Here is an 18,735-nt window from a genome sequence, read left to right as displayed (position 1 = left end):
ATCACAGCCGACTTACTAGCCGGTTAATCCCGCCCGAGCTTTCGCCCCGGTCAGTCGAGCGTCTGGCGGTAGCGCAGGAGGGCGATCAGCACGATCACGCTGCCGATCAGGGCCATCGCGCGCAGGTCGCCCGCGATATCGGCGATCTCGGCGCCCTTCAGCATCACCTTGCGCACGAGGCGCAGGAAGTGGGTGGCGGGGATGGCGGTTCCGATGGTCTGCGCCCAGCCGGGCATCCCGGCGAAGGGAAACATGAAGCCCGAGAGCAGGATGATCGGCAGGATCAGGAAGAAGCTCGCCTGCATCGCCTGCATCTGGGTGCGCACGAGGGTGGAGATCAAGAAGCCGAGCGCGAGGTTGACCACGATGTAGAGGTTGAAGCCGGCGAAGAAGGCGAGCCGCGAGCCGTTGAACGGCACGTCGAACAGCAGTTTGGCGGCGACGAGAAACACCAGCGTCTGGATGTAGCCGACGACGACGTAGGGCAGGATCTTGCCCAGCATCACCTCGGTCGGGCGCACCGGCGTGGCGATCAGCGCCTCCATCGTGCCGCGCTCGATCTCGCGCACGATGGCGACGGCGGTGATCATCACCATGGTCATGGCAAGAATGATGGCGAGCAGACCGGGCACGATGTTGGTCGCGGTCTTGCCCTCGGGGTTGAACTGCTTGTGCACCACCACCGAGAACGGCGGCGCGCCGGGGGCCACCTTGGTGAGCGGGCCGCCGAGGTTCTGGGCGATGGCGCGGTCGACGATGCCGCCGAGGGCGGCCACGGCGGACCCCACGGCGGTGGGATCGGAGGCATCGGCGGCAACGAGGATCTCGGGGGCGAGGCCGCGCAGGATGTCGCGTTCGAAATCGGCGGGGATGACCACGACGAAATTGGCGCTGCCATCGCGCAGCGCCCGGTCGCCCGCTTCGGGGCCGAAGACGAAGCCCTGGAACGCGAAGTAATCCGAAGTATCCATCCCCGAGATCACCGCGCGCGCCACCGGGCTGGGGTCGTTCAGTTCCACCAGCGTGGGCAGGTTGCGCGGATCGGTGTTGATCGCGAAGCCGAAGATCAGCAGTTGCACGATGGGAATACCGATCATCATCGCGAAGGTGAGCCGGTCGCGGCGCATCTGCACGAATTCCTTGAACAAGACCGCGCCGAAACGGGAGAGCGAGAACAGGCTCATCTGGCGCGCCCGTCGAGGCCGAAATTGTCGGCTGCGGTGGCCATGAGGTAGATGAAGGCCTCCTCGAGTTCCGCCTCTTTCTTCACCCAGTGATGACTGCCGTTCCTGCCTTTCCACTCGGCGACCACGGCGTCGAGCCCGTCGGCATCGGTGGACGAGACGTGCAGTTGCGCCCCGAACCGGGCCACCTGTTCGACGCGCGGGTCGGCGAGCAGGGCATCTTCCAGCTCGATCAGGTCGGCCCCGTCGACGCGCCAGGTGGTGAGGCCGACCCGGGCGGGGATCTCGCGCGCCGGGCCGTCGATCAGCTTCTTGCCGTAGGCGATGTAGGCGATGTAGTCGCACTGCACCGCCTCGTCCATGTAATGGGTCGAGACCAGCACGGTGACGCCCTGCTTGGAAAGCCGGCGGATCTCGTCCCAGAAATCGCGCCGCGCCTTCGGGTCGACGCCGGCCGTGGGTTCGTCGAGGAGCAGCAGGCGGGGCTTGTGCTGCATCGCGGCGGCGAGCGCGAGGCGCTGCTTCCAGCCGCCCGAGAGCGTGCCGGCAAGCTGGTTGCCCCGGCCTTCGAGGCCAAGCTCGCGCAGGGTGGCGTCCACCACCTGCCGGCGCTTCGGCAGGCGATACATCCGGGCCATGAAGTCGAGGTTCTCGCGGATCGTGAGATCGGCATAGAGCGAGAATTTCTGCGTCATGTAGCCGACGTTTTCCTTGATCTTGCGGGCCTCGGTGCGGATGTCGTGGCCAAGGGTGCGGCCCTCGCCGCCGTCGGGGGTGAGCAGGCCGCACATCATCCGGATCGTGGTGGTCTTGCCCGATCCGTTGGGGCCTAGAAAGCCGTAGATCGCGCCCGTGGGCACGTCCATGTCGATGGCGTCCACCACCACGGTGCCGCCGAAGGCCTTGGTGAGCCCCTTGACGGAGATCGCCGGGCCGGTCACGGCAGCCGCGCGAGGGTGACGGGCTGGCCGGGCAGAAGCCCGGTGCCGCGTGGCAGGCGGGCCTCGGCGCGGAACACCAGTCGGGCGCGTTCGTCGCGTGAATAGATGATCGGCGGGGTGAATTGCGGCTCGGCGGCCATCCGGGTGATCGTGGCGGTGATGCCGTGCGGGCAGCCGTCGCAACTGAGCGCCAGCGCCTCGCCGATGGCAAAGCTCGTGCGCTCGCCCTGCGGCAGGTAGAACAGCACGGTGAGGGCATCGGGCGGCAGGATCGAGATCACCGGCGCGCCCGCCGCCGCCACCTCGCCGGCCTCAAAGAAAACCTTCTCGATCCGTCCCTGCACCGGCGAGGTCACGTGCATGTCGTCGAGCCGGGCGGCGGCCAGATCGGCCTCGGCGCGGGCGGCGGCCAGCGTGGCCTCGGCGGCAAGCACCTGCGCGTCGCGCGCCGGCAGGTCCGCCACCGCGAGCTGGGCTTCGAGCTGGGCAACATGCGCCTCGGCGCGCGCGACGCCGGCCCTGTCGATATCGACCTTGGCCTCGGTGGCAAGATCGCGGGCAAACAGGCTTTCGGTGCGGGCAAGGGTGGAGCGGGCGAGGGTCTGCTGGGCGCGGGCCTCGGCCAGGGAGGCGCGGATCACCGCGATCTCCTGTTCGCGCGAGCCGGTTTCCAGGTTGCGCAAATTGGCCTCGGCCTGAGCCACCCGGGCGTTGGCGGCGCGCAACGCGGCGCGCTGCTGGTTCGCCTCGATGTCGAACAGGAAGGCGCCGGCGACGATCTCCTGCCCCTCGCGCACCGATAGCGCGTGAATCCGGCCGGTGACCGAAGGCGCGGCATAGACGTAGTCGGCCTCGACATAGCCGTTGTAAACCGGCGTGGGATCGTCGCCGAAGCCGGGAAGGAGCGCGGCGAGCAGGGTGGCGAACCACGAGGTGATGGTGTCAAGCATCGCGGGAAGGCTCCGGTTGGGCGATCAGGCCGTGGAACAGGATATCGAGGTGGTTGTCGATCAGCGCGGGCAGCGAAAGCCCGGCGGCGGGCCACACACCGAAGACCTCGGCGAGTACGAGGTGGACGACGATCGGCCCCATGATCGAGCGGATGGTGAGCTCGGGATCGACGGGGCGCAGCTCGCCTGAAGCGATGCCTCGGCGGATCATGTCGGCGAGCACGGGGAGGGCGGGTTCCAGCACCGAGCGGCGATACATCTCGGCGATCTCCGGCACGGCGGCGGCCTCGCGCAAAACGATCCGGGGCACGGCGACGACCTGCGGATCGGAGAGCCGGAGGGCGAGCTGGCCGAGGAAGGCGGTCAGCGCCGTGCGCACATTGCCGGGCGTGGCCTGCGCCGCGGCCACCGCGGCGGCGCCGGCGGGGGCCACGGCACGTTTCACAAGGCCCTCGAGCAGCGCCTGTTTCGAGGGAAAGTAGAGATAGACCGCGCCCTTCGAGACGCCCGCCGCCCGCGCGATCTGGGCCACCGAGGTATGCGCATAGCCGCGCTCGACGAAAAGCGCGAGGGCGGCGTCGAGGAGTTCGTCGGGCCGGTGCTCGGCGCGGCGGCGAAACTTCGGGGCGGGCGAGTCGTCGGTGTCCATGTCCATTGCTAACTGACCAGTCAGTTATTAGCAAGGCGGCGAGAACCGCCGCCCGCGAGGGCCGGCCTCAGACCTCGTGTTTGAGAAGCAGGACGACGGCACCCATCGTCAGCCCCACCCCAAGCAGGATGCCGGGGCCGGGCAGGCCCTTGCCGAAGGCCAGTTCCCACAGGATTACCCAGCCCGGGGTGAGGTAGGTGTAGGCCATCACCTTGGCCCCGGCGAGGCGCATCGAGGCGAAGTTCAGCAGCACGAAGGTGATCGACATGGCGCCGATCGAGAGATAGCCGAGCGCGATCCAGACGATGGCGGGCAGGGCGGCGTAATCGGTCGCACGGATCTCGCTCCAGCCGTAGACGAGCAGGATCAGCGCCCCTGCCGAGAGCACGAGGAAGGACGAGGCCGCCGCTGCCTCGCCCCGGTTCACCTTGCGCGCCATCGGCACGTAGAAGGCATGGGCGACGCAGCCGATGAAATAGAGCCATTCGCCCCGGCCGATGTCGAAGGCCAGAAGCGCCGCAAGCTCGCCGCGAAAGATCACCCAGAGCGCCCCCGCGGCCCCGATCGCGAGCCCGAGCGCGATCCGCGGCGTGGTGCGTTGGCGCAGGATCGGGTAGGCAAACAGCGCCGTCATGATCGGCACCAGCGTCATCACCGCGGAGGCCGAGACGGGCGGGGCGGTCTTCAGCCCCTCGAACATCATCACGAAGTAGATCGCGAAGGCGCCGCCGAGCAGGAGGTAGCGCCAAGGCGCGCGGAAATCGGCGCTGCGCAGCTTGCCGGTGGCGAGCGCCGCCGCGCCGACGATGGCGGCGGCCAGTCCGAAGCGCATCGCTTGCAGCACCACCGGCTCGATCTCGTTGGCCATCACCCCGCCAAAGCTGAACGATCCCGCCACCAGGGCCGAGAACACCAGCATGGCGATGTGTCCCTTGACCGCTTCGGCGCCGCCATACCGGCTCATTGGAACGCCGCCTTGAGATGCCGCGTCAGCGCCTGAACCTTGGCCGAGCGGTGCAGGTCGACATGGGTGACGAGCCAGAGCGTCACCTCCCATTCCGGCCGCGGCGGCAGGATCTGCACCATGCCCTCGGCCTCGTCCTCCGCGAGAAAGCCAAGGCCGAGCCCGGCCCGCACCGCGGCGGCGAGGCTCACATCGTCGGAGGCGCGGAACGCGATCGCCTCGGGGGCGACGTTTTCCACCGTCCAGCGCAGCAGCGGCGAGCCGGGATCGTCGTCGTCGGGGCCGACGAAGTGATGCCCGGCGAGATCGTCGCCGGGCGTGCCGTGGCGGGCGATGTAGTCCGGCGCGGCGTAGAGCGCGAAGGCCACCTGCATGAGCGGCTGCGCCACGTTGTCGGGTTCCTCGGGCGGTTTTCCCGCACGCACCGCCACGTGTGCTTCGCCATATTCCAGCCGGAACAGCCGGTGCCCGGTGCGGTAGCGCAGCCGGACGGCGGGATGATCTTGGTGAAACCCGGCCAGCAGCGGCATGATGCGGGGGGTGAAGCTCGCAAGGGCCGTCACCACCAGGTCGCCGGAAACCTCCGCGCCTTGGCCCGAGAGCTTGGCGGCGAGCTGGGAAAACTGGTCGTCGGTCGCGCGCGCAACGCGGGCCAGTTCTTCGCCCGCCTCGGTCGGGGTGTAGCCGCGCGGGTGGCGCTGGAACAGTTTGACCCCGAGCCGCGCCTCGAGCGCGTCGACGTGGCGGATCACGGTGGCGTGGTGCACCCCGAGCGCGGTGGCCGCGCCAGAAACGGTGCCCCGCCGCGCCACCTCATAGGCGGTGCGCAACTCGTCCCAGTTGTCCATTGCCGCTCCTGTGCGCTGGCGAACAGTTCTTGTGGAATCTCCCAGATTGAGTTCGCTCACGCAAGGGGCAATCTCTGCGCGGAACACAACAGGAGCCACCCCATGACCCAGACCATTCTTCGCCTCGACGCCTCCGCCCGCCACGCCGGGTCCGCCTCGCGCAGCTTCGCCGACGCCGTGCTCGCCGAGGTGCCGGGGGCGTCGATCACCCGCCGCGACCTTGCCGACGGCGTGCCGCAGATCACCGGCGCCTACACCTCGGGCACCTTCAAGGCGCCGGACGACCGCAGCCCCGAGGAGGCCGAGGCGCTGGCGCTGTCGGACGAATTGTTCGCCGAGCTCAAGGCCGCCGACACGCTGGTGATCGCCTCCGCGACCTACAACTTCAACATCCCCGCCAGCCTCAAGGCCTGGATCGACCAGGTGACGCGCGCGGGGATGGCCTTCCGCTACACCGAGACCGGGCCCGAGGGCCTGTTGACCGGCAAGCGCGCGCTGGTGCTGCGCGCCTCGGCGGGCACGCCGACGGGAGCGGACAACGACTTCGCCACGCCCTACCTGCGCTTCGTGCTGGGCTTCGTCGGCATCACCGACGTGACCTTTCTCGATGTGCCCGCCGAGCCGGGTGCCGGTGATATCGCCGCTGCCGCCGAGGTTCTCGCACCGGCCGTCGCCGCCTGAGGCCAACGAAGGGCGGCGCCCGCGCCGCCCTTCCGCGCGTCGCGGGCGCGCGCTATACTGGGTCCGCCAGCCGGGAGGGCCCACCCCTTGAAAGTGACCACCGACACCCCCGATCTTCTTGTCGTGGACGACAAGCCGCTGTTCCTCGGCATCATGCTGATCGTCTTCATTCTCGTCTTCGTGGCGGCCGGCCTGATGATCGTGATGTCGGGCGAGCCCCTGGGCATCCTGTTTGGCCTGTTCGGTGGCGGCATGGGGCTCGCGGCCTTCGCGGTTTTCGTCCGCCGGGTGCAGGTGGTGTTTCACGGCCCCGAGGGCTACGTGGAGCTTCGGCGCCGCAACCTCTTCGGCGGCAGCCGGATGCGCCACGACCTGAACGAAATCGCCCGCGCCGAGATCGAGGAGAGCCGCTCCAACGAAGGCGGGGCGACGTGGCGCGTCGTGCTGGTGATCGAGGAGGGCCAGAGCGTCGGACGCCACCCGATCACCCTGGCCTACAGCAATGGACGCGGCCACCACCGGGCGGCGGAGGCGATCAACCGCTGGCTAGACGCGGCGCGCGGACATGCGCGGCGCGAGGCGTGAACCGGCCCGCGACGCCGAACGCCATACATCTCTGGACGCGACATGCAAGAGGCCCCGTTGACCCCCACGACCATGACCGCAGACCGGCTCGTTCTTGAAGCCAGGCCCCGCCGCGAAATCCTGCTTTCGGGGCTTGCGACCGTCGGTTTTGCCGCCCTTGCGCTGGCCTTCTTCGCCCGGGGCAGCGACGCGGGCGTGCTGTTCCTCGTTTTCGCCGTGTCGGGGCCGGTCTACGCCTTGTTCTTCGTCGAAACCCGCTCGATCATGCTCGATCGCGGCGAGGGGCGCGTGGTGATCGCCCGCCGCGGGTTGCGCGGCGGGACGGAGGAGGTTCATCCGCTCGACGGGGTGGCGCGGGCCGAAGTGCACCGGGTCGGCGCGCAAGCCGGGGCGCCGGCGGCGCCGCTCGACGGTGACGCGCCGGGGCCGGGCCTGTTTCGGGCGGTGCTGGTCGGGGACGACGGCGCCTCGGTGGCGCTGTCGCACACCCCTGTCGGGTGGGATGAGGCGGCGGCGGTGGCGCGCGCGATCAATCGCTGGCGCGCGGCGTGAGCCTCAGACGATGATGATCCCGGTCGAGAGTGCGCGCGCGACCGCGTGGGTGGTGTTGAGCGCGCCGAGCTTGTGGCGAGCGCTTTCGATATAGACCCGCAGGGTGTGTTCCGAGATCGCCAGTTCCGCCGCCGCCTGCGCCCGGCTGAGGCCGCGCGCGAGGCAGCGCATCGCCGCCAGTTCGCGCGGGCTGAGCGCCGGCGGCGTGGCGTTCTCGCCACCGGGGCCGAATTCGAGCGCCTTTCGGTTGAACTCGTGGGCGAGGATCATCAGGTCGCGCCCGTTGGTCTCGATGAAGTCTTCCCAGGCGTCGTCGTCGGCCTCGGTGTTGAGCGTGAATAGCGCGAACTGGCCCGAGGGGCCGCGCACCGGGATGGTATATCCCTGGTTGCCAAGGCCATGCGCGCGCGCGTCACGCCACATCTCGCGGGCCGCCTTTGCCGACCAGTCCAGATCCTTCCAGTTCACCGGGGTGAAGCGCTGGAAACAGCCGAAGATCACCGGGTCCATCCGCAGGTAGTCGCGCTCGACGTAGCGATCGACCCATGCGCCGGAATAGGTGCCCGCGCCGAAGCGTTCGCCCTCGGCGTTGACCCAGTGATAGACCACGTGCCGCACGCGGTAGTGATCGCGCACCCGTTCGGTGGCGGTCTGGAACGCCTCAAGCGAGCTTGCGGCCTGCAAAAAGGTGAGTGACGTTTCCAGCTTGCTGTTCATGCCCCGCCCGAACCCCTGCGCCCTCGCCGGACCTTTCGCGGGCGTCGAGGCTGGAAAGTTCGGCCAGCGTCACGAGCATCGCATCGTCGAGCCCGTCCGCGGTTGCCGTCATTCCATTCAACTCGGCAAAGGCCCTGAGGTCGGCCAGAACATCAATGATCCATTCGTTCGGCATGTAAAGCTCCCATCGCTTGAAACAGCGCACAACCATAGCATGTGCCCGATTTTTCCCCAATTCACCGGTTTGTCCTCCCCATTTCTGGCGGGGCGGGCCGGTGAAGAGCATTGAAAAGCCGTGAATCCGGCGGCTGGCAGTGGGGGCCGAGCCCCGCTGATTCGGCATGTGAACATCTCGGGAACAACTTCAGGGTGTGCCGGTTAAGGATGGGTGAAAGCCGGAACGAAAAGGGCCCCCGGCCGAAGCCGGAGGCCCCCCTCCTTCCTTCGCGCGGGCCGGTGTCAGCCGCGCGCGTCGAGCGCGTCTTCGAAGGTGCGCAGGCCGGTGCGGGGGGCCTGGACCAGCACCGCCATGTTGCCCGGCTTGTGTTCGTTGCGGCGCATCTTCATGTGCGCGGCCGGAATATCCTCCCAGGAGAACACCTCCGACATCGCCGGGTCGAGCCGCCGCTCGATCATCAGCCGGTTGGCCGCGGCCGCCTGCTTGAGGTGGGCGAAGTGGCTGCCCTGGATGCGCTTCTGGTGCATCCAGACGTAGCGCGCATCCATCGTCAGGTTGAAGCCGGTGGTGCCGGCGCAGATCACCACCATGCCGCCGCGCTTGACCACGAAGGTCGAGACCGGGAAGGTCGCCTCGCCGGGGTGCTCGAACACCATGTCGACGTTCACGCCCTTGCCGGTGATCTCCCAGATCGCCTTGCCGAACTTGCGCACCTCGCCGAACCATTCCTTGTATTCGGGGCTGTTCACCTTCGGCAGCGGCCCCCAGCAGTTGAAGTCTTTCCGGTTGATGACCCCCTTGGCGCCCATGCTCATCACGAAGTCGCGCTTGTCTTCGTCCGAGATCACGCCGATGGCGTTGGCGCCGGCGGTGTTGATCAGCTGGATCGCGTAGGAGCCGAGTCCGCCCGAGGCGCCCCAGACCAGAACATTCTGGCCGGGCTTGAGTTCATGCGGGTGGTGGCCGAACAGCATCCGGTAGGCGGTGGCGAGCGTGAGCGTGTAGCAGGCGCTTTCCTCCCAGGTCAGGTGTCTGGGGCGCGGCAGAAGCTGCTGGGCCTGCACGTTGGTGAACTGGGCGAAGGAGCCATCGGGGGTTTCATAGCCCCAGATCCGCTGGCTGGGCGAAAACATCGGATCGCCGCCGTTGCATTCCTCGTCGTCGCCGTCGTCCTGGTTGCAGTGGATCACGACCTCGTCGCCCACCTTCCAGCTTTTCACCTTGGAGCCGACGGCCCAGACGATGCCCGAGGCGTCGGACCCGGCGATGTGGAAGTCGGCGCCGTGCACGTCGAAGGGCGAGATCGGCTCGCCGAGCCCGGCCCAGATGCCGTTGTAATTCACGCCCGCCGCCATCACCAGAACCAGAACCTCGTGGCTGTCGAGCACCGGCACGTCGACAACCTCGACCTGCATCGCCTTGTCGGGTTCGCCGTGGCGCTCGCGGCGGATCGCCCAGGCGTACATCTGCTTCGGCACATGGCCGAGGGGGGGCATTTCACCGATCTCGTAGAGGTCTTTCTTGGGCGCGTTGTAATCCGCGATGGCCGGGATCTTGTCGAGAGCCATGGGGGCCTCCATTGGTTTCCTTCGAATCTGTTGCCGCAATGCAGAATTGCGGATGCTCCTGCAGCATTACGAATGCTATCGCAAGATTGCAACCGTGATTGAGCGGGAATTGTAATTTTATGTCGTGGCCGATTCCGCCTCCGGGGCGACATGCCCCAGCGGGGTGGGGATCGCCTGCGAAAGATGCGCGATCGAGTTGGCGTAATAGGTCAGGAGATCGCGGTCGGGCGGGTTGATCAGGTAGCGCCCGTCACGTTCGGTCACGATCTGGCGCAGGGCGAGGAGCCGCAAACCCACTTCGACGGCGTAGTCGAGGTCGCCGCGCGGCATGTGGATATGCGCCCCGTGCGCGCGCATGTCGTCGACCAGTACGGCGAAGCGCGCGGCGATCTCGGCCCGGCTGCGGCCGTCCTGTTCCAGCATCACCGCCGAAACCACCGGCACCGGAAGCACCGGCACCACCGCCCGGATCCGCGCCATCAGCGTGCGCGCGAGCAGGCCGGTGGGGGCGGTGGTCAGGTTCGGGTTGGCGGCGAGGAACCCCGAGAGCGACAGCGGCTGGCCGAAGCTCACGCTGGCATAGCCGAAACGGTGAAACCGGCCGGTCATCCGCTGCCAGAAATGCTTGCCGACGTGCCGGGCCACGTCGCGCAGGCGCAGGCGAAACTTGCGCTCGCCGGAGATGTCGGCAGCCACCAGCACACGGTCTTCGAGCACCCGGTCGTAGTTCAGCGCGACCGGAATGAACACCACGTCGCGCCCCTGACCGGGCGTGAACCCCTCGACGATGTAGTTCAGGAGGCCCATGCGTGGCGTGCCGACCGCGCCGTTGAGGCTGAGCCCGCCCTCGGGGAACATCGCCTGCGTCACACCACCCGCGGTGGCGATCTGGACGTAACGCGAAAGCACCCGGCGGTAGAGCCCGTTCTTCGAGCGGCGGCGGATGAAATAGGCCCCCATCGCCCGGATCAGCGCCCGCAGCGGCCAGCGCCGGGCCCACTCGCCCACGGCGTAGCTGAGGTGCGAGCGTTCGGCGGCGAGCCAGGTGACGAGCACATAATCCATGTTGGAGCGGTGGTTCATCACGAAGATCACCGTGGCGTCTGGGTCGATCTTCTCCAGCCCCGCCTCGTCGAAGGCGCCGAGCCTCACCCGGTAGAACGCCCGGCTCAGGAGCTTGGCGACCCGGATGGCAAAGCCGAAATAGGCCGATGCCGAGAACCGCGGCACGATCTCGCGGGCATAGCGCCGCGCGGTTTCGAAGGCGACCTGTTCGGGCACCCCGGTATCGCGTGCGTGGTCCGAGATCGCTTCCGCCACCTTCGGATCGTAGATCAGCCGCTGGATCATGTCGTGCCGGCGGGCGAGCTTGAACGGTTCGATCGGGCGGGTGAGCCGGGTGTTGAGTTCGGCCACCGCGCGTTCCAGCCGCTTGCGGAAAAACCAGCGCACAGAGGGAAACAGGAAATGCGACGCGAAGGTCACCGTGGCGAAGGCCAGGATCAGCACGAGCGCCCAGAGAGGAAGTTCCACCGTGCGGGTCATTGCCCGAAGGTCTCACCAAAAGCTTGCCCGGTCCAGCCTGATCGAACAGGGCGGGCGCGGATCGGTGCGAATCTTGGCGCGCAAGGATGTTCCTTCGACAATCGGGGTTGAGTAATTTTGTTGCTTGCGGCAGAAATGCTGCACTGCAACATGGAGCCCGAGTCACACCATGCCGACCGAGACCCCGACCCGCGATCGCCCCTGGCTGTTCCGCACCTATGCCGGGCACTCCACCGCGCGCGCCTCGAACGCGCTCTACCGCAACAACCTCGCCCGGGGGCAGACCGGCCTTTCGGTGGCCTTCGATCTGCCGACCCAGACGGGATACGACAGCGACCACAAGCTGGCGCGCGGCGAGGTCGGAAAGGTCGGTGTGCCGGTGGCGCATCTGGGCGACATGCGGATGCTGTTCGAGGACATCCCGCTCGAACAGATGAACACCTCGATGACGATCAACGCCACCGCGCCCTGGTTGCTCGCGCTCTATATCGCGGCCGCCGAGGAGCAGGGGGCGGATGTGTCACAGCTGCAAGGCACGGTGCAGAACGACCTGATCAAGGAATATCTCTCGCGCGGCACCTACGTCTGCCCGCCAAAACCGAGCTTGCGGATGATCACCGACGTGGCCGCCTATACCCGCGAGCACCTGCCGAAGTGGAACCCGATGAACATCTGTTCCTACCATTTGCAGGAAGCGGGGGCGACACCGGAGGAAGAACTCGCCTTCGCGCTGGCCACCGCCACCACCGTGCTCGACGATCTGCGCACCAAGGTGCCGGAAGAGCACTTTCCACAGATGGTGGGGCGGATATCGTTCTTCGTGAACGCCGGCATCCGCTTCATCACCGAGATGAGCAAGATGCGCGCCTTCGTCGAGTTGTGGGACGAGATCACCCGTGAGCGCTACGGCGTGGAGGAGGAGAAATTCCGCCGCTTCCGCTACGGCGTGCAGGTCAACTCATTGGGGCTGACCGAGCAGCAGCCTGAAAACAATGTCTACCGCATCCTGCTGGAAATGCTCGCGGTGACGCTCTCGAAGAACGCCCGCGCCCGGGCGGTGCAGCTTCCGGCCTGGAACGAGGCGCTGGGCCTGCCCCGGCCGTGGGATCAGCAATGGTCGCTCAGGATGCAGCAGATCCTGGCCTACGAGACCGACCTTCTCGAATACGACGATATTTTCGACGGAAACCCGGCGATCGAGCGCAAGGTGGAGGAGCTGAAGGCGGGCGCGCGGGCGGAGCTTGCCCAGATCGACGCGATGGGTGGCGCGATGGAAGCCATCGACTACATGAAATCGCGGCTGGTGGAGAGCAATGCCGAGCGCATCGCCCGGATCGAGGCCGGAAAAACCACCGTCGTCGGTGTGAACAAGTGGACCGAGGCCGCGCCCTCGCCGCTCACCTCCGGCCCCGAGGCGATCATGCTGGCCGACCCCGAGGCCGAGGCCGACCAGATCGCCCGGCTCGAAGCCTGGCGCGCGGCGCGCGACGAGGCGGCGGTAAAAGCCGCACTTGCCGAGCTCAAGCGCGTGGCGCAAACGGGCGAGAACGTCATGCCCGCGAGCATCGCCGCCGCCAAGGCCGGGGCCACCACCGGCGAATGGGGCGACGCGGTGCGCGCCGCGTTCGGCGAATACCGGGGGCCGACCGGGGTGAGCCGCAACCCGTCGAACCGCACCGAGGGGCTGGAGCAGATCCGCGCCCGCGTCGATGCCGTGTCGGACGCGCTGGGGCGGCGGCTCAAGTTCGTCGTCGGCAAGCCCGGGCTCGATGGCCATTCCAACGGCGCCGAACAGATCGCCGCGCGGGCGCGCGATTGCGGTATGGATATCACCTATGACGGCATCCGCCTCACGCCGGAGGAAATCGTCGCCTCAGCCAAGGCCGATGGCGCGCATGTGGTGGGGCTTTCGATCCTGTCAGGTTCGCATATCCCGCTGATCGAGGAGTTGATGGAGCGGATGCGCGCCGAGGGGCTGGGCCACGTGCCGGTTGTCGCCGGCGGGATCATCCCCGATGATGACGCAAGGCGACTCGTCGCGATGGGAGTGGCCAAGGTCTACACGCCGAAGGATTTCGAGTTGAACACGATCATGGATGATATCGTGACCCTCGCCGACCCGAGGGCAAAGGCGGCCGAGTGATGCGCGCGGCCTGCCACGTTCGGGTCACCGGCCGGGTGCAGGGGGTTTCCTTCCGGGCCTGGACCCGCGGCCGCGCCGAGGCGCTTGGCCTCTCGGGCTGGGTGCGCAACGAGCCCGACGGCGCGGTCACCGCATATATCGCGGGCGAAAAAGCGCCGTTGGACGAGATGATCGAGGCGTTGCACAAGGGGCCGATCATGGCCCGTGTCGACAGCGTCGAGGCCACGCCCGCCCCCGCCGACGAGGCGGAAGCGGGCTTTGTCATCAAGGCCTGAGGCGGCCGGCGCGGCGGGTCAGCCCAGCACCGCGCGCACGGCCTTTTCGGTGGCGGCGACGATGGTGTCGGCCTCCTCGCGGGTAAGGCAGAGCGGCGGCGCGAAACCGAGGATGTCGCCCTGCGGCATCGCCCGGCCGATCACCCCTTCACTCGCCAGCGCCGCGGCGATCCGGGGGCCGACCTTGTCGGCGGGATCGTAGAATTGGCGCGTCTCGCGGTCGGCCACGAACTCCAGCGCGCAGAGCATGCCCTCGCCCCGGATCTCGCCCACCTGCGCATGTTCGCCGAGCGCCGCCACCATCGCCGCGCGGAAATAGCCGCCGGTTTCGCTGGCGTTGGCGATCAGCCCCAGATCGTCGATGAGCTTGAGGTTGGCCACCCCGGCCGCCGCGCCGATCGGGTGGGCGGAATAGGTCCAGCCATGGCCGATCGGGCCGTTTTCGTCGGTGCCCTGTTCGAGCACCTTCCACATCTTGTCCGACACGATCGAGCCCGAGAGCGGCGCATAGGCCGAGGTGAGCCCCTTGGCGATGGTGATGAGATCGGGTTTCAGCCCGTAATGCTCGGAGCCGAACATCGAGCCGAGACGCCCGAACCCGGTCACCACCTCGTCGGCGATCAGCAGGATGTCGTGGCGGTCGAGCACCGCCTGGATCGCTTCCCAGTAGCCCGCGGGCGGCGGCACGATCCCGCCCGTGCCCAGCACCGGTTCGCCGATGAAGGCTGCGATGGTGTCGGCGCCCTCACGCTCGATCAGCGCCTCCAGTTCGGCGGCGCAATGGGCGGTGAAATCGGCCTCGCTCATCGCGAAATCGGGGCGGCGGAAGTAGTAGGGCGCCTCGGTGTGGATCACCTGCGACAGCGGCAGGTCGAACTTCTTGTGAAACAGCTCAAGCCCGGTGAGCGAGCCGGTCATCAGCCCCGAGCCGTGATAGCCGCGCCAGCGCGAGATGATCTTCTTCTTCTCGGGGCGGCCGAGGATGTTGTTGTAATACCAGATCAACTTGATGTTGGTCTCGTTGGCATCCGACCCCGACAGGCCGAAATAAACCTTGCTCATGTGGTCGGGGGCGCGGTCGAGGATCATCTTGGCCAGCGTGATGCTGGCTTCGGTGCCATGGCCGACATAGGCGTGGTAATAGGCCAGTTCCCTGGCCTGATCGGCAATAGCCTCGGCGATCTCGGGCCGCCCGTACCCTGCGTTGACGCAGTAGAGCCCGGCGAAGGCATCGAGCAGCCGGTTGCCCTCGCGGTCCTCGATATGACAGCCCTTGCCGCCGGTGATCACCCGCTGCGGTGCCTCGCCCCGGGCGAACTCGGCGAGATGGGTCGAGGGATGGAAGAAATTCTCCCGGTCCCAGGTTTCCAAAAGGTCGTTCTTCAGCATCCGTTTCCCTTTCCAGTTTCATGCCCCGCGCGGGGGCAGGATTTTTCGCAATATCCCGGCAACGATCTTCGAAGATCGTTGGCCGTCAGGCCCAGTCGCGGCAGACGTATTTGATCTCCATGAAATCCTCCATCCCGCGCCGCGCCCCTTCGCGCCCCAGCCCCGATTGCTTGGTGCCGCCGAACGGGATCGGCGCGCCGGTGACCTTGGTGCGGTTCACCGCGACCATGCCGTATTCCAGCGCCCGGCTGAGGCGGTAGATCCGGCGCGGATCGTTGCTGTGCAGGTAGGCTATCAGGCCATATTCGGTATCGTTGGCGCGCGCGATCACCTCCTGCTCGGTCTCGAACGGGGTGATCGGCGCGACCGGGCCGAAGGTTTCCTCACGCATGATCTTGGCGTCGTCCGGCACGTCGGTGAGCACCGTGGGGGCGTAGAACAGCGGCCCGAGGTCGAGCCTCTTGCCGCCGGTGGCGAGGTTGGCGCCATGGGCGAGGGCGTCGGCCACGTGATCTTCCTGTTTCTTCACCGCGTTCTCGTTCATCAGCGGGCCGATATCGCAATCGTCCAGGCCGCGCCCCACGCTGAGCGCCTCGGTCGCGGCGATGAAGCGGCGGCAGAACTCGTCGTAGATCGGCCGCTCCACGTAGATCCGGTTAGCGCCGAGGCAATCCTGCCCGGAGGTGGCGAACTTGGCCTTGATCGCCTCATTCACCGCGTGATCGAGATCGCAGCCCTTGAACACGATCACCGGGGCGTGGCCGCCCAGTTCCAGCACCAGTTTCTTCACCGTGGCGGCGGATTGGCGGTAGAGCAGCCGGCCGACCTCGGTCGAGCCGGTGAACGACAGCGCGCGCACGCGGGCATCCTCGGTCCAGGGTTCGACCAGCGTGGGCGCATCGCCGGTCACCACGTTGAACACGCCGGGCGGAAAGCCCGCGCGCTCGGCCAGTTCCGCCAGCGCGAGGGCGGAAAACGGCGTTTCGCGCGCCGGGTGGGCGACCACGGTGCAGCCGGCCGCGAGCGCGGCGCCGGCCTTGCGGGTGAGCATCGCGGACGGGAAGTTCCACGGCGTGATCAGCGCCACCACCCCGACCGGTTCGAGCCAGAGCTCCACCTCGGCGTCGTGCAGGTGGCTGGTGACGCCCTCGATATTGGGCCGCTTGGCCTCCTCGGCGTAGAATTCGAGAAAGCTCGCGGCGTAGTCGATCTCGCCCTTCGCCTCGGAAAGCGGCTTGCCCTGTTCGAGCGTCATGATCCGGGCGAGGTCGTCCTTGTGGGCGTGCATGAGATCGAACCAGCGCCGCAGGATCGCCGCGCGTTCCTGCGGCAGAAGGAAGGACCAGGCCGGGAAGGCCTCCTGCGCCGCGTCCACGGCGCGCAGGGAATCGTCGGCCGTGAGCGCGGCCACCTCGCCGAGGCTGGCCCCGTCTGCCGGGTTCGTCACCGCAAACACCGCCCCGTCGCTGGCGGCCACCCATTTCCCGCCGATGTATGCGAAGCCCCGCAACAGGCGCTTGTCGGATATCGTCTCGTCGAGCATGCGTCGTCTCCCCTGTTCCTGCCGTCGATCATGGCACGCCGGGGCAAGCGTTCGGGGCCGAACTACGGCGCTCTGGGAGAGAAAAGCTCTTTTTCGTGGCCCTGTCGGAGAGGTTTCGTCTCATGGCTGGATGGAGATAGACGACCCCGGGGTGGCGGCGGGGAATTTGGTCTCCCGGCTATTCGTCGAACAGCAAGTCGAGCGGCGGCGGGGCAGGGCCCTTCACGGGCTTGGTCACGATATAGGTGAAATAGCGCGCAAGCCCGATCCGGGCTTCCAGCATCGCGTCGATCAGGCGCTGGTAGGCGTCGATATCGCGGGTGACAACCTGCATCAGGTAGTCGAAGCCGCCGCCGAGCGCCCAGCAGGCCACCACTTCGTCATAACGGTCCAGCGCGGCCTCGAAGATGCGGAATGTCGCCGCCGTGTGGTCTGCCAGTTCGACGGCGACGAAGACGGTGACGTGCGGCCCCAGCTTGCGCAGCGCGATTCGCGCGCCGTAGCCTTCGATCAACCCGGCGTCTTCGAGCCGTTTCAGGCGGTTCCAGCAGGGTGTGGGTGACAGACCGACGCGCTCGGCCAGCGCCGCCTTCGAGATCCGCCCCTCCGTCGAGAGCACGCGCAGGATGGCGATATCGCGGGCATCGAGCTTCATGGCGCGGGTCGGTCTCCCGATCGTGGCGTTGTTTCGGTTGCGCAAACGGATTGACGAAGGGAGCCAGCCTCCGCCAATGTCGCGCAGATCACCACGATGCGCCCGCGCGGGGCAAGCCCCTATATCGCCGGTCGCCGTTCCGGTCAGCTCGGGATGGCGCGCCGCGCGGCCGTTGCGCCCATCGCGCAGGAAGAAGGACCGAAGCATGACCAAGATTTCCGATACCCTCGAGCTGCTGCGTGAACTGGTCGCCTATCCCACGGTTTCGGCCGACAGCAACCTGGCGATGATCGACAACCTCGCCGGATGGCTCGAAAGTGCCGGCGCGCGGGTCGAACTGCACCATGACGAGACCGGGCAGAAGGCGAACCTGTTCGCCACGATCGGCCCGGATCGCAATGGCGGTATCCTGCTTTCGGGCCATACCGACGTGGTGCCGGCGCTGGCCGACGACTGGACCAACGACCCGTTCGAGATGGTCGAGCGCGACGGCAAGCTTTACGGCCGCGGCACCTGCGACATGAAGGGGTTCATCGCCGCCACCGTCGCCATGGCCCCGGTTCTGGCGCATTCGGTGAAGGATCGGCCGTTGCACTTTTCCTTCACCTATGACGAGGAGGTGGGCTGCCTCGGCGCCCAGGCGTTGACCGATACGCTCGCGGCCAAGGGCCTGCGCCCCGGTGTGGCGATCATCGGCGAGCCCACCAGCATGCGGGTTATCGAGGGTCACAAGGGCTGCTGCGAATACACCACCCATTTCGAGGGGCTCGCCGGCCACGGCTCGGAACCCGACAAGGGAGTGAACGCGGTGGAATTCGCGGTGCGCTACGTTTCGCGGCTGCTCGATCTGCGCAAGCCACTACGGGTGCGGGCGCCGAAAGACAGCCGCTTCGACCCGCCTTGGACGACGATCAACCCGGGCTCGGTGTTCGGCGGAGTGGCGCATAACGTCATCGCCAGCCATGCCTCGGTGCTGTGGGAGATGCGGCCGGTGCAACCGGCCGATGGCGCCTTCGTGCGCGAGGAGATGCGCCGCTACGTGCACGAGCACCTCCTGCCGGAGATGCAGGCGCATTGGCCCGACGCGCGGATCATCACCGAGGTGATCGGCGAGGTCGACGGGCTGGAGCCGGCGGATGAGAACATGGCGCGCGACATCGTGATGGAACTCACTGGTGCCAATGCCTGCGACCTGGTGGCGTTTTCCACCGAGGCGGGGGTGTTCCAGAAGCTCGGGATGGATGTCGTGGTTTGCGGGCCCGGCTCGATCGAGCAGGCCCACAAACCGGACGAATACCTTGCCATCAGCCAGCTCGAGCAATGCCTGGGGATGCTCGAAGGGTTGGGCAAGAAGCTGGCGGCCTGAGA

General features: G+C 67.4%; 19 protein-coding genes. 6 read left to right on the top strand and 13 right to left on the bottom strand.

Features of this window, described 5'->3' with window-relative positions:
- Nucleotides 1-50 precede the first annotated feature (50 nt).
- The 6 genes from IEW01_RS16570 to IEW01_RS16545 all read right to left on the bottom strand — a co-directional run bounded on the left by IEW01_RS16570 (nucleotide 51) and on the right by IEW01_RS16545 (nucleotide 5,536).
- The gene (locus IEW01_RS16570) at nucleotides 51-1,184 is read right to left on the bottom strand and encodes an ABC transporter permease (RefSeq protein ID WP_188529897.1); all 1,134 of its coding nucleotides are present in this window, start codon (nucleotides 1,182-1,184) and stop codon (nucleotides 51-53) included.
- Nucleotides 1,181-2,125 carry an ABC transporter ATP-binding protein gene (locus IEW01_RS16565; RefSeq protein ID WP_229738323.1) on the bottom strand — a complete coding sequence of 315 codons (945 nt, stop codon included), beginning with the start codon at nucleotides 2,123-2,125 and terminating at the stop codon, nucleotides 1,181-1,183. The genes IEW01_RS16570 and IEW01_RS16565 overlap by 4 nt, the downstream gene beginning before the upstream one ends.
- Nucleotides 2,122-3,075, bottom strand: a complete 954-nt coding sequence (locus IEW01_RS16560; protein ID WP_188529894.1) for an HlyD family secretion protein — start codon at nucleotides 3,073-3,075, stop codon at nucleotides 2,122-2,124. The genes IEW01_RS16565 and IEW01_RS16560 overlap by 4 nt, the downstream gene beginning before the upstream one ends.
- Nucleotides 3,068-3,724 (bottom strand): TetR/AcrR family transcriptional regulator, encoded by a 657-nt coding sequence (locus tag IEW01_RS17795; protein WP_188529892.1) that lies wholly within the window; start codon nucleotides 3,722-3,724, stop codon nucleotides 3,068-3,070. The genes IEW01_RS16560 and IEW01_RS17795 overlap by 8 nt, the downstream gene beginning before the upstream one ends.
- Nucleotides 3,725-3,791: 67 nt before the next feature.
- Entirely contained in the window at nucleotides 3,792-4,688 is an 897-nt protein-coding gene (locus IEW01_RS16550) for a DMT family transporter (RefSeq protein ID WP_188529890.1), read from the bottom strand.
- Nucleotides 4,685-5,536, bottom strand: coding sequence for a LysR family transcriptional regulator (locus IEW01_RS16545; RefSeq protein ID WP_188529888.1), 852 nt, complete (start codon nucleotides 5,534-5,536; stop codon nucleotides 4,685-4,687). Before IEW01_RS16545 ends, IEW01_RS16550 begins: the two co-directional genes overlap by 4 nt.
- A gap of 102 nt (nucleotides 5,537-5,638) precedes the next feature.
- Between IEW01_RS16545 and IEW01_RS16540 the strand changes: the two genes are divergently transcribed.
- The 3 genes from IEW01_RS16540 to IEW01_RS16530 all read left to right on the top strand — a co-directional run bounded on the left by IEW01_RS16540 (nucleotide 5,639) and on the right by IEW01_RS16530 (nucleotide 7,354).
- Complete coding sequence (locus IEW01_RS16540; RefSeq protein WP_188529886.1) at nucleotides 5,639-6,217, top strand: FMN-dependent NADH-azoreductase; 579 nt, start codon at nucleotides 5,639-5,641, stop codon at nucleotides 6,215-6,217.
- 93 nt (nucleotides 6,218-6,310) lie between these two features.
- Entirely contained in the window at nucleotides 6,311-6,802 is a 492-nt protein-coding gene (locus IEW01_RS16535; RefSeq protein ID WP_229738346.1) for a hypothetical protein, read from the top strand.
- 72 nt (nucleotides 6,803-6,874) lie between these two features.
- Nucleotides 6,875-7,354: a hypothetical protein gene (locus tag IEW01_RS16530; RefSeq protein ID WP_188529881.1), complete on the top strand. Its 480-nt coding sequence runs from the start codon at nucleotides 6,875-6,877 to the stop codon at nucleotides 7,352-7,354.
- 3 nt (nucleotides 7,355-7,357) lie between these two features.
- On the opposite strand, the gene IEW01_RS16525 is transcribed toward IEW01_RS16530, so the two are convergent.
- The 4 genes from IEW01_RS16525 to IEW01_RS16510 all read right to left on the bottom strand — a co-directional run bounded on the left by IEW01_RS16525 (nucleotide 7,358) and on the right by IEW01_RS16510 (nucleotide 11,362).
- Nucleotides 7,358-8,071, bottom strand: a complete 714-nt coding sequence (locus IEW01_RS16525; RefSeq protein WP_188529879.1) for a helix-turn-helix transcriptional regulator — start codon at nucleotides 8,069-8,071, stop codon at nucleotides 7,358-7,360.
- On the bottom strand, nucleotides 8,016-8,246 hold the full coding sequence (locus IEW01_RS16520) for a hypothetical protein (protein WP_188529877.1): 231 nt from the start codon (nucleotides 8,244-8,246) through the stop codon (nucleotides 8,016-8,018). Before IEW01_RS16520 ends, IEW01_RS16525 begins: the two co-directional genes overlap by 56 nt.
- Before the next feature lie 284 nt (nucleotides 8,247-8,530).
- Nucleotides 8,531-9,817, bottom strand: coding sequence for a crotonyl-CoA carboxylase/reductase (gene ccrA, locus IEW01_RS16515; RefSeq protein ID WP_188529875.1), 1,287 nt, complete (start codon nucleotides 9,815-9,817; stop codon nucleotides 8,531-8,533).
- Between the two features lie 117 nt (nucleotides 9,818-9,934).
- The gene (locus IEW01_RS16510; RefSeq protein ID WP_188529873.1) at nucleotides 9,935-11,362 is read right to left on the bottom strand and encodes a 1-acyl-sn-glycerol-3-phosphate acyltransferase; all 1,428 of its coding nucleotides are present in this window, start codon (nucleotides 11,360-11,362) and stop codon (nucleotides 9,935-9,937) included.
- 169 nt (nucleotides 11,363-11,531) lie between these two features.
- Here IEW01_RS16510 and IEW01_RS16505 point away from each other — a divergent pair, with 169 nt between their 5' ends.
- Both IEW01_RS16505 and IEW01_RS16500 read left to right on the top strand, forming a co-directional pair.
- Nucleotides 11,532-13,505: a protein meaA gene (locus IEW01_RS16505; protein ID WP_188529871.1), complete on the top strand. Its 1,974-nt coding sequence runs from the start codon at nucleotides 11,532-11,534 to the stop codon at nucleotides 13,503-13,505.
- The gene (locus tag IEW01_RS16500; RefSeq protein WP_188529868.1) at nucleotides 13,505-13,780 is read left to right on the top strand and encodes an acylphosphatase; all 276 of its coding nucleotides are present in this window, start codon (nucleotides 13,505-13,507) and stop codon (nucleotides 13,778-13,780) included. Before IEW01_RS16505 ends, IEW01_RS16500 begins: the two co-directional genes overlap by 1 nt.
- 18 nt (nucleotides 13,781-13,798) lie before the next feature.
- On the opposite strand, the gene IEW01_RS16495 is transcribed toward IEW01_RS16500, so the two are convergent.
- The 3 genes from IEW01_RS16495 to IEW01_RS16485 all read right to left on the bottom strand — a co-directional run bounded on the left by IEW01_RS16495 (nucleotide 13,799) and on the right by IEW01_RS16485 (nucleotide 17,367).
- The gene (locus tag IEW01_RS16495) at nucleotides 13,799-15,169 is read right to left on the bottom strand and encodes an aspartate aminotransferase family protein (protein ID WP_188529866.1); all 1,371 of its coding nucleotides are present in this window, start codon (nucleotides 15,167-15,169) and stop codon (nucleotides 13,799-13,801) included.
- An 85-nt stretch (nucleotides 15,170-15,254) separates the two neighbouring features.
- The gene (locus IEW01_RS16490; RefSeq protein WP_188529864.1) at nucleotides 15,255-16,712 is read right to left on the bottom strand and encodes an NAD-dependent succinate-semialdehyde dehydrogenase; all 1,458 of its coding nucleotides are present in this window, start codon (nucleotides 16,710-16,712) and stop codon (nucleotides 15,255-15,257) included.
- A 178-nt stretch (nucleotides 16,713-16,890) separates the two neighbouring features.
- Nucleotides 16,891-17,367: an Lrp/AsnC family transcriptional regulator gene (locus IEW01_RS16485; protein ID WP_188530270.1), complete on the bottom strand. Its 477-nt coding sequence runs from the start codon at nucleotides 17,365-17,367 to the stop codon at nucleotides 16,891-16,893.
- Nucleotides 17,368-17,572: 205 nt separating this feature from the next.
- Between IEW01_RS16485 and argE the strand changes: the two genes are divergently transcribed.
- A complete protein-coding gene (gene argE, locus IEW01_RS16480) occupies nucleotides 17,573-18,733 on the top strand; it encodes an acetylornithine deacetylase (RefSeq protein ID WP_188529862.1) in 1,161 nt (386 codons plus the stop codon).
- Nucleotides 18,734-18,735 lie beyond the last annotated feature (2 nt).

It is taken from the genome of Sinisalibacter lacisalsi (genome assembly GCF_014640115.1).
GTDB classification, from domain to species: domain Bacteria; phylum Pseudomonadota; class Alphaproteobacteria; order Rhodobacterales; family Rhodobacteraceae; genus Sinisalibacter; species Sinisalibacter lacisalsi.
Note: the sequence above shows the minus strand (reverse complement) of the source record. Positions and strands in the feature narration are given on the sequence as shown.